We start from the raw sequence: 13,889 nt of genomic DNA, 5'->3' as shown, positions 1-13,889 counted from the left end.
AAGTGCCCGTCCGGACTAGCGCCGTGCCTTGCAGGGGACGTGGAGGACCAGCGGACCGGGGCTCGCCTGCTCGATGAGGTAGGGAATCGACCCCTTGGGTGCGCGTCGTCCGGGGCAGTCGTAGGCCACCTTGATGGGGCCCGGAGGCAGCGTCAGCAGCCTGTTGACAGGCAGGCGGGAGCCCCCCTCCTGGCGAAGGACTGTCTTGGCCGGGGCCTCGAAGCGCACCTCGATCAGCGAGGGAGCGGCAGGAGGCACGTCCGCGCCCCCGTTCCGCGGGCCAGCGACGGGAGCAGGCGTTGGTTCCGGCGACGGAGGCATGGCCTCGGGGATGTGCGGGGGCGGTGCCGGCGCAGGGGTGACGACGACGGCGGGCTGCACCGGGGGAGACGGCGGCGTGGCCCGCACCGGAGGCGGGTTCCCCTGCTGCCCTTCCATGGCCCGCCGCGACAGGTCCTGCGACGACATGGGAACGGGGCCGCGGAACCGGCCATAGAGGACCCAGATCAACACGGCACCCAGCACCAGCAGCAGCAACCCGCCGACAATCGCGAGCAGCAGCCCGCGCGGGTTCGTGCGCTCGGGCGTGGCAATCGTGGAGGGATAGCCGTAGCCGGCGTACCCGGCGGTGGACTCGTCGTCCTCGCCGTCATCACGGAGCGAGGCCGTGGGACTGGTGAGTGCACCCGACATGCTGGAGTCGGTGTGGAAGTGGTCGTCCTCATCGCCCACCGCGGGGCCGCCGCCCCGGGTCGCGGGCATGAGCGGCCGCGAGGCATGGCGGTGGCTCACCGTGGGCGGGGTGATGGAGACCGACTGCGAGGCCTCCACGTCCACCGACGACATCCGCCGCATCGGCGTGGTGAGCGATACAGACGACTCCACGTCCACCGACGACATCCGCCGCATGGGCGTGGTGAGCGACACCGACTGGGAGGCCTCCTCGTCCAAGGGCGACAGGCGCCGCATGGGCGTGGTGAGCGACACCGACGCCTCCACGTCCAGGATGGACTGGCGGCGGATGGGCATCGTCATGTCGCCGGAGAGCTCGCCCATGTCCACGTCCCGGGGGTCCTGCGGCACGGGCGTCGGAACCCTGCGGGGCGATGCGGCGGCGGGCGCCGGCTGAGGCGACACGCGGCGGTTGCGCGTATCCAAGGAAGAAGGAGGCGCCTTGAGGACGGGCGCATCCGCGAAGACGGCCGCGCGAGGCGACGGTGGCGGCTCCAGCGGAGCGACGGCGCGCGGCGGCTCGGCGGGGCCCATGCCCGAGCGGCGCACCGGCGTCGGCGGCGCGGTGAGGGGCTCCACCGCCGACGGCCCTCCTCGCGGTGTCGGAGGGAACTCCGCGCTCGTGCTGGAGCGGCGCACCGGCGGGCCCGGAGGTGGCGTGACGGGCGCGCGCGCTCGCCCCCGCTGCGGAATGGTGGACTCGCCGTCCCCCGCGTCCTCTTCATCCGGATCCACCAGCACCGAGTAGCCGGTGGGCGCGGTCCGGACGGCGGTGGACATCTCCGAGTCCTCGTCGTCGTGCTCTCCACGCCGAGGCCCGGTCGGCAGCTCTCGCGGGCGCGCCATCTGCGTCGCGGGCTCCGCCTCGTCCGCGTAGCGCGCCGCCGGCACGGTCTCCGCGGAGACGCGGCGCGGAGTGGGCCGCGCGGTGAGGCCCGGCACCACGGTGACGGAGCTCGGGGCGGGCTCCGCCATGGGCGTGGTGGACGACAGCGTCGGCGCGGTGACCTCCAGCGGAGCCAGTCGGGCCGGTGGGGCCGACAAGAGCCGGTTGGCCGCCAGCGGCACGGTGGCCTGGGTGCGGCCCACGGGCTTGGACGCGGGGATGTGGAGGATGGTGCGCTCCTCTTCCTCCCCCATCAGCCGGGCGATGTACTCGGACACGTCCAGGCTCTGTTGCAGCTCGCCCGACTCGAGGAAGTTCTCCAGCTCCTCGTGGACCACCGCGGCGCGCGGGTAGCGCAGGTTGCGGTCCTTCGTCAGGCACTTCATGACGATGCGCGACAGCTCCAGCGGATAGTCGGGCCGCAGCAGGTGCGGCGGCGTCGGGTCCTCGAAGCGGATGGCGTAGAGAATCCCCTCCGTCGTCGGCTTGGAGAAGGGCTGCTTGCCGGTGGTGATTTCGTACAGCATGGTCCCCAGCGCGTAGATGTCCGCGCGGTGGTCCAAGCGCTCCTGCGACACCTGCTCCGGCGCCAGGTAGAGGAACTTGCCCTTGATGACGCCCGGCTTGCTGCGCTCCATGAACGCGCCGGCCTTGGCGATGCCGAAGTCGACCAGCTTGACGCGCCCGTCGTACGCAATCATCACGTTCTGCGGGCTGACGTCCCGGTGGATGAGCTCCAGCGGCCGGCCATCCACGCCCCGGCTCTGGTGCGCGTAGTCCAGCCCCGCCGCCACCAGCGAGCAGATGCGCGCCGCCACGCCACAGGGCACCGTGGCGCCGAACTTCAGCTCCTCCATCACCACCTTGCGGAGGTCCACGCCCTCCACGTACTCCATGGCGATGAAGATGTTGTCGCCCTCCTTCCCCAGTTCGTGCACCTGCACGATGTTGGGGTGGCTGAGCTGCGCGGCGATGCGCGCCTCGTCCAGGAACATCTGAACGAACTCGGGCTCCTCCGACAGATACGGGAGGATGCGCTTCAGGACCACCAGCTCCGGATCCGGCGGACGGTGCGCCAGGAACAGCTCCGCCATCCCACCCACGGCGAGCCGCTTGATCAACAGGTACTGTCCGAACGGGATGGCCGTCTGGGGGGAGTTCACGGAAGGAACGAGGCGTCTGACAGGGTGGGACAGGTTGGACTTTTCCCGAGCTTACCCACAATCAAACGCTTGGGGGAGCCGGGGGCCCACATCGACTGGTAGCGGACACCGACCTGGGGCCCGCGTCCAAAAAGAAGCCGCCCCTCCCGACACGGGCGAGGGGCGGCGAAATCAGCGGATCATCCCAGCAGGGCTGAAGGCCTGAATCACGGCGCCGCGGGGATGGCCAGGTCCGGGTCGCAGTTCATCGGATAGACGACGTAGGTGTAGTCGTTCGCCGTGCCGGGGATGATGCCCGGGCCGTTGGCGTTGCAGCGGAAGGAGCTGCCGCCATCAGCGGTCGTCGTCGTGGTGCCGTCGAGGCAGGGCGGGTTGGAGAAGGTCTCATACACGCCACGGATGCCGTTGGGGAACGTCACCGTGCCGCCGTCCTCCACCGTCGCGCGCAGGTCGCAGGTGCCGAAGGTCTTGTAGTTCCCCACCAGCACGCCGCCGGTGACCTCGAAGCCCAGGTACGTGCCGCTGTCCGGATCCTCCGGGCGCTGCTTCATCGCGAGGGGCTGCGCGTTGGTGATGGTGAGCGGGCCCGGGATGTGGACGCGCGCGCCGGCGAACTGGGGGTTCGGCTTGGTCGCGCCGCCCTCGGAGTTGCCGAAGCCCGCGGGAACCGCGACGTCCGCCAGCGCCGGGCCGGAGCTGTGCTTGGTGATGGTCAACCTGCCGGTGCTGCCCGGCACCGCGAGCAGGAAGTCGTTCTTCAACACGGCACGGTACGCGTCACGCGTGCTGGGAGTGTTGTCGCCGGCATCCGCCGCGAAGCGACGGAACAAGCCGGACACGGTGAGCACGTCACCCACCACGGGCTCGTAGTTGGTGGTGGGGTCCGTGTAGAACTTGTCGATGTAGAGGCCCTCATTCGGGAAGCAGGGGTTCACCACCCAGAAGCGGGCGATGAAGTCACCCGCGCTGCCACGGGAGACGTTGCTGACCGCCGTGACGACGACGTTGGCCAGGGTGACCTGCTGGCCGCGCTCGCCGGCGGTGCGCAGGGCGCCAATGGGGCCCTCCGCGGGGAGCGGGGAGGGACAGCCCTGGGGCCCGGTGCCAGCGTCCGTGCCAGCATCCGTGCCGGAGTCCGTGCCGCACGCGCCGGTACAGCCCGTGCCGGAGTCAGGGGTCTCACCGTCGCCATCGTCGCGACCGGAGCAGCCCGCCACCGAAGCGAATACCGCCGTGGTGATCAGCGCCGCCGCGCCAAGAGTCTTGCGCAGTTGCATGTCTCGTCTCTCCATTCTTGTCGCGGCGTCACGATGGTTGAAGTCGACGCCGGTCGGTCCGAGTATGTCGGCCTTATACCGGCGGCCAACGGGGGCCGGCAAGGAAGCCCCCGCCCCCGGGTCGGTCACCCCCACGTGAATTCGAGGAAGCCATGAATGCCATTCCCGCATTCATCCAAGGACTGCGGCCCACGCTGCACATCTCGCATCGAGGAGGCGCGTCGCTCGCCCCCGAGAACACACTGGAGGCATTCCGCCAGGCAGTGGAGCGCTTCCGCACGGACATGCTGGAGCTCGACGTGCACGTGACGCGGGACGGCGAAGTCATCGTGGCGCACGACGACACGCTGGAGCGCTGCACGGATGGCTTCGGCCCGCTCGCGGGGTACACGCTGGCCGAGCTGAAGAAGCTGGATGCGGGGTACGGCTTCACCCAGGACGAGGGGCGGACGTTTCCCTTCCGGGGCCAGGGCGTGCGACTGCCCACGCTGCGGGAGGTGCTGCGCGCCTTTCCGTCGCTGCGCCTCAACGTGGAGTTGAAGCCGGACATGCCCGGTCACGAGGACATCTTCGCGCGGTTGTTGGAGGACGAGGGCGCGGTGGAGCGCGTGTGCATGGGCAGCGAGCAGGACGCGGTGGGCGAGCGCCTGGTCGCCCGGCTACCCCACGCGTGTCACTTCTATCCTCGCGATGCGCTGGCCGCGCTCGTCATCGCGCTGCGTGGCGGAGAGACACCGCCGGAGGACCCGCGCTTCACCGTGCTCGACATGCCGCTGTACTTCGGCGAGGTGCGGCTGGTGGACGAGGACTTCCTGCGCGACTGCGCGGCGCGCGGCAAGTGGGTCAACGTCTGGACGGTGGATGACCCGGACGAGATGCGAAAGCTGCTGGAGGAAGGCGTCGGCGGCATCATGACGGACCGTCCGGACCTGCTGAGGCAGCGAATGGACGACGTCAACAAGCCGGGTTAAGCCCCGGATCCATGCCTCGTGCCACCTCGCGCTCGCGCCCGTCCCCCGCTCCGGCCGCCGCCCCGAAGCCCGCTCCCGAAGCACCCGGGCGCGAGGCCCCCGCCTCCCGCGCCAAGAACTCGGTGAAGGTGAAGGTGAAGGAGAAGGAGAAGACGAAGGTGAAGGCGCCCAAGGGACGGCGCTTCGTGGCGCTGTCGGGCAACATCGGCGCGGGCAAGACGACGGCGGCGAAGATGCTCAGCCAGAGCTTCGGCTACGAGCTGTTCGACGAGCCCGTCATCGATAACCGCTTCCTGCGCGACTACTACTCGGACATGTCGCGCTGGTCCTTCACGCTCCAGCTCGAGTTCCTCATCCGCCGCGTGGAGCACCACGAGCTCATCCACTCGTACCGCCGCAGTTGCGTGCAGGACCGCACGCTGTACGAGGACCCGGAGATTTTCGCCAAGTACCTGCACGGCCTGGGGCACCTGACGAACGCGGAGCTGGACCTGTACTACGAGTACTTCCAGCGCCTGTCGCGCCACATCATCCGCCCGGACAAGGTCATCTGCTTCGAGGTCGGCAGCGTGGACGTGCTGCTGGAGCGCATCCGCACCCGGGGCCGCGAAGAGGAGAAGGGCATCCGCCCGCAGTTCCTCCGAGGCCTCAACGGCTACTACGCGTCCTTCCCCCAGGTGCTCCAGGAGAAGTACGGCGTGGAGTGCCTGGTGATGGACGTGTCACGCCAGGACATCCGCCGGGGCCGGGGCCGCGAGGAGTTCCTGGACCGCGTCTCCACCTTCCTGGCATGAGGCACCGGGGCCCACGCACGCGGCCCCCAGTCCCAGGACGGAAGGTGTGAGATGGCTGACATGACGCCCAAGCGAGCCAAGGACACGGAGGTGGTGATGACCCAGCTCATCCTGCCTCCGGATGCCAACAACCTGAACGCGGCGTTCGGCGGCAAGGTGATGGAGTGGATCGACATCTGCGGCGCGGTGGCCGCCCAGCGTCACTGCCGGCAAGTCGTGGTGACGGCGTCCATGGATGACCTGCACTTCCACGCGCCCATCAAGGTCGGCTGGATTGCGCTCCTCCACTCGCGCGTGCTGGCCGCCTTCCGCACCTCCATGGAAGTGGGCGTGACGGTGCATGCGGAGAACCCCCTCACCGGCGAGCGCACGCTCACCACCAGCGCGCTGCTGACGTTCGTCGCCATCGACAAGGACGGCGGCCGCGTGCCGGTGCCGCCGCTGCTGATGGAGACGGACGTGGAGCGCGAGTCGTTCCGGGAGGCCGAGGCGCGACGCGTCCAGCGACTGGCGCGGCAGAAGGAGAACCAGTCCTGGTTGAAGGTGATGCAGCCCATCGCCGGGGCCTGAAGAGGCCCGCTCGGCATGGAGAAGGCACGAGGGCGGGCGGTACACCCACCCTCGTGTCGGCTCGCGAGCACCCGTCCACGCATCAGGAGGCGTGGACCGTCGCGAACCCCGTCACGCCACGACGGGAACTCAGGTCGTGAACGAGGTGCCGCAGCCGCAGGAGGACTTCGCGTTCGGGTTGTTGAACTTGAAGCCCGAGCCGGTGATGGCGGAGACGTAGTCGATCTCCGTGCCGGCCAGGTACTGGGCGCTCATGCCGTCGGTGGCGAGCTTCACGCCGTCCTGCTCCCAGACGCTGTCGCCGGCCTTCGACTCCTTGACCAGGTTCAGGTCGTAGCCCAGGCCGCTGCAGCCGGCCGGGACGACGCGGATGGAGAAGAAGTAGCCCTCGAAGCCCTGGGCCTTGATGACCTCCTTCACCTGCCGGATTGCGCCTTCCGTCAAACGCACGGCCTCGGGCGGGGCGGACTGGGGGGCCGTCGTGGTGACCGGGGCGGGGGTCGTGGTCGTCGTATCCATGTCGGGAAAATCTCCTCTCGAACGGCCCTTTATAACGCCCGGGGCCGGAAAATCCATGGGACCGGCCGCCTGTCCGCCCAGGACGCTTCATCCCACGCGGAACACGCCCCTCCCTCGGGTTATACCCCGCCCCATGGCCCCATCCTTCCGTGAGCTTCTGGCCGGTGTGAAACAGGAGATTCGCGAAGTCACCGTGGACGAGGTGAAGCGGCTCCTGGACGACCGGGCCTCGGTGAAGCTCATCGACGTGCGGGAGGCGGACGAGTACGCGGGGGGGCGGCTGCCTGGCGCCGTGCACATCCCCCGGGGTTACCTGGAGCTGCGAATCGAGGAGCGGGCCGGGCGGGACGAGGAGCTCGTCGTCTACTGCGCCGGAGGGACGCGCTCGGCGCTGGCGGTGAAGAGCCTGAAGGAGCTGGGCTACACGCGCGTGGCCTCGCTGGCGGGGGGCTACAACCGCTGGAGCGACGCGGCGCTGCCGGTGGAGAAGCCCTTCGTGCTCAGCGCCGAACAAAAGGAGCGCTACCGCCGACACCTCATCCTCCCGGAGGTCGGCGAGGAGGGGCAGGCGAAGCTCTTGAAGTCGCGCGTGCTGCTGATGGGCGCGGGCGGGCTGGGCTCACCGGCGGCGCTGTACCTGGCGGCGGCGGGCGTGGGGACGCTGGGCATCGTCGACTCGGACGTGGTGGACCTGAGCAACCTCCAGCGCCAGGTGCTGCACACCCAGGAGCGCCGGGGCCAGCCCAAGGTCGTGAGCGCGAAGGCCGCGATTGAGGCCCTCAACCCGGACGTCCGCGTCATCCCCTTCCAGGAGCGACTCACCTCGCACAACGTCCTGCGCGTGCTGGAGGGGTTCGACCTCGTCCTCGACGGCGGGGACAACTTCCCCACCCGCTACCTGCTCAACGACGCGTGCCTCATGAAGGGCCTGCCCAACATCCACGGCTCCGTGTTCCGCTTCGAGGGCCAGGTGACGACTTTCGTGCCCGGCCAGGGCCCGTGCTACCGCTGCCTCTACCCCGCCCCGCCGCCCCCAGAGCTGGCGCCGTCGTGCGCGGAGGCCGGCGTGCTGGGCGTGCTGCCCGGCATCATCGGCCTCTTGCAAGCCAACGAGGCCCTCAAGCTGCTGCTCGGCCAGGGCGAGACGCTCGTGGGCCGGCTGCTCACCTTCGACGCGCTGACCACCCGCTTCCAGGAGCTGAAGCTGCGCCGGGACGTCGGGTGTCCGGTGTGCGCGCCGGGCGCGAAGGTGGAGCTCATCGACTACGAGCGCTTCTGCGCCGTGACTGCCTGACGGAAAAAAGCCCCATGCCCATCCCCGAAATCACGCCCGCCCGCCTCGCCGAGCTGCTCGCGGGTCCCGCCGAGTCCCGCCCCCTCCTGCTGGACGTGCGCTTCCCGCACGAGAACGAGTACGTCGCGCTGCCGGAGTCGGTGCTCATCCCGCTGCCGGAGCTGGACGAGCGCGCCGACGAGTTGGAGGCCCTGCGGGGCAAGCCCGTCGTCGTCTACTGCCACCACGGCGTGCGCAGCCTGGACGGCACGGCCTATCTGCTGTCGAGGGGGCTCCAGGCCGTGTCGCTGCGAGGCGGCATCGACCTGTACTCGCTTCAGGTGGACCCGAGCCTGCCCCGCTACTGAGGCGGGGCGGGCCAGCTCAGAGGAACGCGGACAGGTCCTGCGTCTCCCGGTTGATGCTGTTGGGCTTGATGTCGACCTCGAAGTGGAACGGCTCCTTCAGCGGGCCACCGTCCAGTTCGAGCTTGTTCTTGCCCTCCATCAACTCGATCTTGAGGCCCTTGTTGTTGCCACCCTGGTAGATGCCGACGTCCTGGCCCCTGCGGCGCACGGTGATGCCGCGCACGCTGTCCGGCTTGAGCAGCAGCAGCAGACTCCCTCGGCGGAACTCCTGGGTGAGCACCTTGGCCTGACCCGGCTCGCCGAAGGCCAGCGTGTCCGTGTCCTCCTTGTAGATGCCCTGCTGCTCGTTCTCCAGGATGAGCGTGTCCTGCAGGTGCGCGCCCGACACCAGCGTCAGCGGCGTCATGCCCAGCTCGGTGACGGGCTGCGAGCCGCCACAGCCATTCGCGTGGCGCACGGAGACCTTCACCCGCTCGTTGGCGTTGATGGTGAGAAGCACACCCTGCCCGTCCGACGCGGTGGAGTTGAGCACCGCGAGGATGGGCTTGTGGAAGATGGCCACCACCGCCAGCAACCCCACGATGAAGCCCAGCGTGGCCACGTTGCGCGTCGCGTTTGTACGAAGCTTGCGGCGGGAGTCTTCCGATATCGCCCGGTCGACCTCGTCATGCACCCGCACCGCGGGCGCCGCGGAGAGCGAGGCGCGCGAGCGCGACGGCGGCGGCGCGGGCATCTCCGCGCGACTGGAGGTGCGACGGCGCTGCGGCGGCTCCGGCGCGGACACCTGCGACTGCATCCCCGTGCGACGGCGCGGCGGCGGCGAGGGCTCCGGCGGCGGAAGCATGGTCCGCTCGTCGTCCTCGTCGTCCTCCATGCGCGTGCGCTCGTCCAGATCCATGGACGCGGACGAGCGCGAGCGTGGCGGCGGGGGAGGATCCACGTCCACCACCGGCGCGGCCCGCGTCATGGAGCGGCGCGGCGCCGGCGCCGGCTCTCCAGGGTTGGTGACGGCGCTGCGCAGGTCCGAGCGGGAGCTGGTGCGCGCCACCTGGGTGGCGTTCGCGCTGCTGGGCCGGCGCATCGAGTCGGACGTCGCGGGCCGGCGGCGCGGAGGAACCTCGACGTCGCCCGAGGGAGCGTCCCACTCGCCCGGGTCCTCTTCGATGACGGGCTGCGCGGACGCACCCGTGCGGCGAGGAGGCGGCGGGGGCGGAGCGGAGCGCGAGGGCGGGGCACGGCCTCCTCGCTCACGAGGCGCGGACGCCTCACCCGGAGGCGCGTCCCAGCTCATGTCCGCGGAAGACGGACGGCCCCGGCCCCGCTCCTGAGGAGGAGGCGGGGGAGGCACCGGCGAGCCCGAGCTGCCCGAGGCATCGTCGTCCACCGGGACGACCTGGCCCTGGGCCTTCTCATCCGCGAGCCGGTCCGCGAACAGCGTCTCCATCAGCTCGGAGATCTGCACCGAGCCCGCCACCCAGCGCTGGCCGACGAGAATCTCCTCCAGCGCCGTCTGGAACGTCCGCGCGTCCCGGTAGCGGTCATCCGCGTTCTTGGTGACGGCCCGCATCACCACCGGGTCCATCTCCTCCGGCACGTCCGCCACCTGAGACGGCGGCTGGATGGCGCACTCCATGGCGGCCTGGAGCGTGGCCAGCTCCGAGTCCCGCTTCAGCGGGCGCACGCCCGTGAGCAGCTCGTAGAGCACCAGGCCGATGGCGAAGATGTCCGCGCGCCCGTCCAGCGGCTTGCCGGCGGCCTGCTCCGGCGCCATGTACGCGAACTTGCCCTTGATGGCGCCCGACTTGGTCAGCGACGCCTGGTCCGCGGCCTTGGCGATGCCGAAGTCCACCAGCTTCACCGAGCCGTCGAAGCTGATGAGGATGTTCTGCGGCGAGATATCGCGGTGCACCACGCGCAGCGGCCGGCCCGCGTCGTCCGTGCGGTTGTGGGCGTAGTACAGGCCCTCGCACGCCGCCGCGACGATGCGGATGGCCAGGGGACGCGCTATCCACTGGCCCGCGCTGGCCGCCTTGCGCATGACCCGGCCCAGGTCCTCGCCGTGGATGAACTCCATGGCGATGTAGTAGGTGCCGTTCGCCTCGCCGAACTCGTAGACCTGCGCGATGTTCGGATGGTTGAAGCGCGCCGCGATGAGCGCCTCGTTCCGGAACATCTCGACGAATTCACGGTCCTCCGCCAGATGCGGAAGGATGCGCTTGACGACGAGGTTCTTGTGGAACCCCTCGATGCCCGACTGACGCGCCAGCCACACCTCGGCCATGCCGCCGGTGGCGAGCTTCTTCAGGAGCTGATATTTCCCGAATGATTGAGGGTTCATCCCGGTACTCTGGCCGGGGGAGTTGGCTCAGATGGAATGCGATAGGGGTCGCCATCTTAGAGGACACCGGCCGCCGAGGCAAAGGTGGCTCGCACGGAATTCGGCCGGCGCGCTGATTGCCTGCCTGCTGGCGACGGGTGCGCTCGCCGTCACTCCGGGTGCGGATCAGCTCCGACTGGAGAGGCGTGGCGACGTCATGGAGCTGCGCTGGGCGGATGCCGAGGAGCGCCTGCAGGGTACGCTTCACCCCGCCCTCCCCCGCGAGGGAGAGCCCGCGCTGCTGTCGCTCCACGTGGGCGCGTTCCAGGGCGCCGAGTTCACCGGCCCGCTGACGGTGACGGTGCACCTGAAGGACTCGCCCGCCCAGGTGACGAAGACGCTGACGCGCGATGGCGTCAACTGGCACACGGAGCTGACCTTCGACGAGCCCGGCCTCTATGAGCTGGAGGTCCGCTACCAGAACCTGCACCTCAAGGTGCTGACGGGCTACGTCACGGTGGCCTCGCGGCCGTTGCCTCAGGGGTTGAGCTGGGGCCTGCTCATCCTGGCCTCTGGCACGGCGCTCGTGTGGGGTGTGCGGGGCGCGATACGGCGGCTGAAGGCCCCGACCTCGCCCGCGGGCACGTCCGACAGCGCCGAGGTGCCTGCTTCGGCGGGCCCGGCGGAGCCCACCGCGCCTGCCGCGCCCTCCGAGGTGAGCGGCTCCACCGTCCCGCCGACGGATGCGGCGTCCGACCGGTAACTCCTTCCACCGGCTGATCGACATTCGTACAGGGCTGGCTGCCCGCGCGGTGGAACTTTCGTTCCCACCCGTGGGCATGTAACGCCCTCGTCACGACGTTTTCCCGCCCTGGTCCGGGCGCTCGCCGTCCACCGCCGTCCTGCACCCGACGTTGTCGATTCGGGCATCGCAGTTGCACAAGAGCTCTCCCGGCTGCGATGGGGAGGCGGGGACATGGGCGGGTGGCGGGTGGATGTTCTAGGGAGGCGGGGCCTCCTCATCGCGGTCCTCCTGAGTGGACCGGCGTTCGCGGAGGCCCAGGCCTCCGGAAGCGACGCGGGGCTGGACACCTCTGGTGCGGTGGCCGTGGAGGATCCGCTCTCGGGCGGCGTGGTGGATGGAGTGGAAGCGCCCGAGAGCGGACCACCGGAGGGCTCCGAGCCCCTGGAGCCCTCCCAGGACAAACTGCCGGAAGGAGCGCTGGCGCAGGCCCTGCCGCCGCGAATCCAGCCGGGAGACTCCAGCGGCGCGGTGAGCCCGGTGCCGCCGACGGGCGCGCAGCCCTCGCCGGAGGAAAAGAAGAAGAAGAAGTCGAAGCCCGGCGCGCAGCAGGAGGACTCGCTGGGCGAGGACGCCACCGCGCTCGACGACACGCCCGAGGACGAGGTGCAGACGGTGCGCGTCTTCGGCCGCGTCTATGCGCGCGCCAACGCGGACGAGCGCTCGAAGTACCAGCGCACGCTGAGCATCCCCTCCGCGCGCGTGGGCGTGGGCACGTCGCTGCCCAACCTGGAGGCCGAGGTGAGCGCGGACCTCGCGGACTCCAACATCCTCAAGGACGCCTTCGTTCGCCTCGCGGATGACGACAAGCGCTTCCGCCTCTATGGCGGCCAGTTCAAGGCCCCCTTCCTCCAGCGCCGGTTGGAGGGCTCGTGGAGCCTTCCCATCCAGGGACGCGGCCTGGTGGAGGACTACCTGGGCGGCACGCACGAGCTGGGTGGCCGTCGGATGGGACTGATGGGCGAGGTGCGGCTCAAGAGCCTCTGGGATGTCCGCGTGTCCGCGGGCGTCTTCCAGGGCTCCAAGGACGAGCTCGGCGTGCGCACCAAGGAGGACATGGCCGGGCGGGTGAGCGTGCGTCCGCTCAAGAAGATGCTCACCCTGGGCGTCAGCACGTACGTGGCGGAGGCCCTGGACAGGGCGCGGCGGCACGCGGTGGCCGCGGACGCGGAGCTCAAGTTCGGTGGGCTGAACGTGACGGGTGAAGTCGTGACGGGACGGCTGCCCGTGGGTCCATTCACCGCGCAGTTGCTGCTGGCGAGTTGGACCGTGCCCGTGACGACGGAGTGGGCGCTCCAGCCGGTGGTGGGAGCGGAGGGGTTGCAGTTGAGAGGGGATGTGGAAGGTCGGGGCCACTCGCTGCTCGGGGGTCTCAACCTTCTCTTGGGGAGTCGTTTTCGGGGGCAGTTCCAGGTGGAGCGCGCGTTGCGGCCAGGAGACGAGGCGCCGGGCCTCGAGTACTCGCTGCAGCTCGCCACCCGCTTCTAGTCACGGAGACACGTCATGCTCTCGTTCGCCGAGGGAGAAGTGACCCGACTCCGGCGTGAGTTCAAGCTGGTGCTCGGGGAGCAGGCCGCGCTCGCGCTGTGCGCGCGGTTGTCGATGGAGCTGGGCGGACAGGCGCCGCGGCCCACGCGAATCGTATCCGTCTATTTCGACCGGCCGGGCTGTCCGTTGGCGTCGCGCGCGCTGCGCACGCCGGAGGACTGCCTCAAGGTCCGCACGAAGGAGTACTCGCCGGACGTGGGTGCTGGCGGCGTGGAGCGCGTGGTGCTGGAGGTGAAGCGCGAGCGTCACGGCCTCACGCAGAAGCGGCGGGTCTGGGTGCCGCGTTCGGACCTGGGGCGCGTGTTGCGAGGGGGCGCGCGTCTCTTGCCGCTCATCACCGGAGGAAGCCTGTCGCCGGTGCTGGCGGTGACGTACCAGCGGCACGTGTATCAGGCGTCGCAGGCGTGGCGGGTGACGGTGGACCGGGACATCGGCTACCACCACGTTGCCCCGGAGCTGGCGCTGTCCCAGCTTGCCCTGACGGCGGAGCGGCTGGGACCCCCGCTGTGGAACGAAGGGCGCGTGGTGGTGGAGGTGAAGCACCTGGGGCAGGAGCTGCCCGACTGGCTGTCGTCGCTCAATCCGGGCGGCGCGCCGACGTACAGCAAGTTCGCTGAGGGGATGGCGAAGGTTCACGCCTTCGCCGTGGATGGGGTCGCGAGGGGATAA

The 13,889-nt window shown here is 70.0% G+C and carries 12 protein-coding genes; 8 read left to right on the top strand and 4 right to left on the bottom strand.

Annotation, left to right across the window (positions count from 1 at the left end; genetic code table 11):
• Nucleotides 1–15 precede the first annotated feature (15 nt).
• Together G4D83_RS46965 and G4D83_RS30280 are read right to left on the bottom strand one after the other, a co-directional pair.
• Nucleotides 16–2,781 carry a serine/threonine-protein kinase gene (locus tag G4D83_RS46965; protein WP_275902400.1) on the bottom strand — a complete coding sequence of 922 codons (2,766 nt, stop codon included), beginning with the start codon at nt 2,779–2,781 and terminating at the stop codon, nt 16–18.
• Nucleotides 2,782–2,987: 206 nt separating this feature from the next.
• Nucleotides 2,988–4,058 carry a hypothetical protein gene (locus tag G4D83_RS30280; protein WP_163868339.1) on the bottom strand — a complete coding sequence of 357 codons (1,071 nt, stop codon included), beginning with the start codon at nt 4,056–4,058 and terminating at the stop codon, nt 2,988–2,990.
• A 152-nt stretch (nt 4,059–4,210) separates the two neighbouring features.
• On the opposite strand from G4D83_RS30280, the gene G4D83_RS30275 reads away from it, so the two are divergent.
• Genes G4D83_RS30275 through G4D83_RS30265 form a run of 3 tightly spaced genes read left to right on the top strand, consistent with a single transcriptional unit; the run spans nt 4,211 to nt 6,393 of the window.
• On the top strand, nt 4,211–5,029 hold the full coding sequence (locus G4D83_RS30275; protein ID WP_163868338.1) for a glycerophosphodiester phosphodiesterase family protein: 819 nt from the start codon (nt 4,211–4,213) through the stop codon (nt 5,027–5,029).
• Between the two features lie 11 nt (nt 5,030–5,040).
• Nucleotides 5,041–5,823 carry a deoxynucleoside kinase gene (locus G4D83_RS30270; RefSeq protein WP_163868337.1) on the top strand — a complete coding sequence of 261 codons (783 nt, stop codon included), beginning with the start codon at nt 5,041–5,043 and terminating at the stop codon, nt 5,821–5,823.
• Nucleotides 5,824–5,874: 51 nt separating this feature from the next.
• The gene (locus G4D83_RS30265; RefSeq protein ID WP_163868336.1) at nt 5,875–6,393 is read left to right on the top strand and encodes an acyl-CoA thioesterase; all 519 of its coding nucleotides are present in this window, start codon (nt 5,875–5,877) and stop codon (nt 6,391–6,393) included.
• Between the two features lie 129 nt (nt 6,394–6,522).
• On the opposite strand, the gene G4D83_RS30260 is transcribed toward G4D83_RS30265, so the two are convergent.
• Entirely contained in the window at nt 6,523–6,912 is a 390-nt protein-coding gene (locus G4D83_RS30260; RefSeq protein WP_163868335.1) for a HesB/IscA family protein, read from the bottom strand.
• Nucleotides 6,913–7,045: 133 nt separating this feature from the next.
• Between G4D83_RS30260 and moeB the strand changes: the two genes are divergently transcribed.
• Together moeB and G4D83_RS30250 are read left to right on the top strand one after the other, a co-directional pair.
• Nucleotides 7,046–8,206: a molybdopterin-synthase adenylyltransferase MoeB gene (gene moeB / locus G4D83_RS30255; RefSeq protein ID WP_163868334.1), complete on the top strand. Its 1,161-nt coding sequence runs from the start codon at nt 7,046–7,048 to the stop codon at nt 8,204–8,206.
• A gap of 14 nt (nt 8,207–8,220) precedes the next feature.
• Nucleotides 8,221–8,553, top strand: a complete 333-nt coding sequence (locus G4D83_RS30250; protein WP_163868333.1) for a rhodanese-like domain-containing protein — start codon at nt 8,221–8,223, stop codon at nt 8,551–8,553.
• A gap of 16 nt (nt 8,554–8,569) precedes the next feature.
• Here G4D83_RS30250 and G4D83_RS30245 read toward each other — a convergent pair whose 3' ends face one another.
• Nucleotides 8,570–10,891: a serine/threonine protein kinase gene (locus G4D83_RS30245; RefSeq protein WP_163868332.1), complete on the bottom strand. Its 2,322-nt coding sequence runs from the start codon at nt 10,889–10,891 to the stop codon at nt 8,570–8,572.
• A gap of 196 nt (nt 10,892–11,087) precedes the next feature.
• Here G4D83_RS30245 and G4D83_RS30240 point away from each other — a divergent pair, with 196 nt between their 5' ends.
• The 3 genes from G4D83_RS30240 (at nt 11,088) to G4D83_RS30230 (ending at nt 13,889) form a co-directional block, all read left to right on the top strand.
• Nucleotides 11,088–11,633, top strand: coding sequence for a hypothetical protein (locus G4D83_RS30240; protein ID WP_240356756.1), 546 nt, complete (start codon nt 11,088–11,090; stop codon nt 11,631–11,633).
• A gap of 213 nt (nt 11,634–11,846) precedes the next feature.
• Nucleotides 11,847–13,160 (top strand): hypothetical protein, encoded by a 1,314-nt coding sequence (locus tag G4D83_RS30235; protein ID WP_163868331.1) that lies wholly within the window; start codon nt 11,847–11,849, stop codon nt 13,158–13,160.
• A gap of 15 nt (nt 13,161–13,175) precedes the next feature.
• Complete coding sequence (locus G4D83_RS30230) at nt 13,176–13,889, top strand: VTC domain-containing protein (RefSeq protein WP_163868330.1); 714 nt, start codon at nt 13,176–13,178, stop codon at nt 13,887–13,889.

Source organism: Myxococcus eversor, from assembly GCF_010894455.1.
In the GTDB taxonomy this organism is placed as follows: domain Bacteria; phylum Myxococcota; class Myxococcia; order Myxococcales; family Myxococcaceae; genus Myxococcus; species Myxococcus eversor.
The sequence above is the reverse complement of the archived record's forward strand: the minus strand, read 5'-3'. Positions and strand labels throughout refer to the sequence as shown.

What these genes read in the sequence shown, in the direction of transcription:
- G4D83_RS30280 (WP_163868339.1), bottom strand. Translation starts at nt 4,058, where the DNA reads ATGCAACTGCGCAAGACTCTTGGCGCGGCGGCGCTGATCACCACGGCG.
- G4D83_RS30275 (WP_163868338.1), top strand. Translation starts at nt 4,211, where the DNA reads ATGAATGCCATTCCCGCATTCATCCAAGGACTGCGGCCCACGCTGCAC.
- G4D83_RS30270 (WP_163868337.1), top strand. Translation starts at nt 5,041, where the DNA reads ATGCCTCGTGCCACCTCGCGCTCGCGCCCGTCCCCCGCTCCGGCCGCC.
- G4D83_RS30265 (WP_163868336.1), top strand. Translation starts at nt 5,875, where the DNA reads ATGGCTGACATGACGCCCAAGCGAGCCAAGGACACGGAGGTGGTGATG.
- G4D83_RS30260 (WP_163868335.1), bottom strand. Translation starts at nt 6,912, where the DNA reads ATGGATACGACGACCACGACCCCCGCCCCGGTCACCACGACGGCCCCC.
- moeB (WP_163868334.1), top strand. Translation starts at nt 7,046, where the DNA reads ATGGCCCCATCCTTCCGTGAGCTTCTGGCCGGTGTGAAACAGGAGATT.
- G4D83_RS30250 (WP_163868333.1), top strand. Translation starts at nt 8,221, where the DNA reads ATGCCCATCCCCGAAATCACGCCCGCCCGCCTCGCCGAGCTGCTCGCG.
- G4D83_RS30245 (WP_163868332.1), bottom strand. Translation starts at nt 10,891, where the DNA reads ATGAACCCTCAATCATTCGGGAAATATCAGCTCCTGAAGAAGCTCGCC.
- G4D83_RS30240 (WP_240356756.1), top strand. Translation starts at nt 11,088, where the DNA reads ATGGAGCTGCGCTGGGCGGATGCCGAGGAGCGCCTGCAGGGTACGCTT.
- G4D83_RS30235 (WP_163868331.1), top strand. Translation starts at nt 11,847, where the DNA reads ATGGGCGGGTGGCGGGTGGATGTTCTAGGGAGGCGGGGCCTCCTCATC.
- G4D83_RS30230 (WP_163868330.1), top strand. Translation starts at nt 13,176, where the DNA reads ATGCTCTCGTTCGCCGAGGGAGAAGTGACCCGACTCCGGCGTGAGTTC.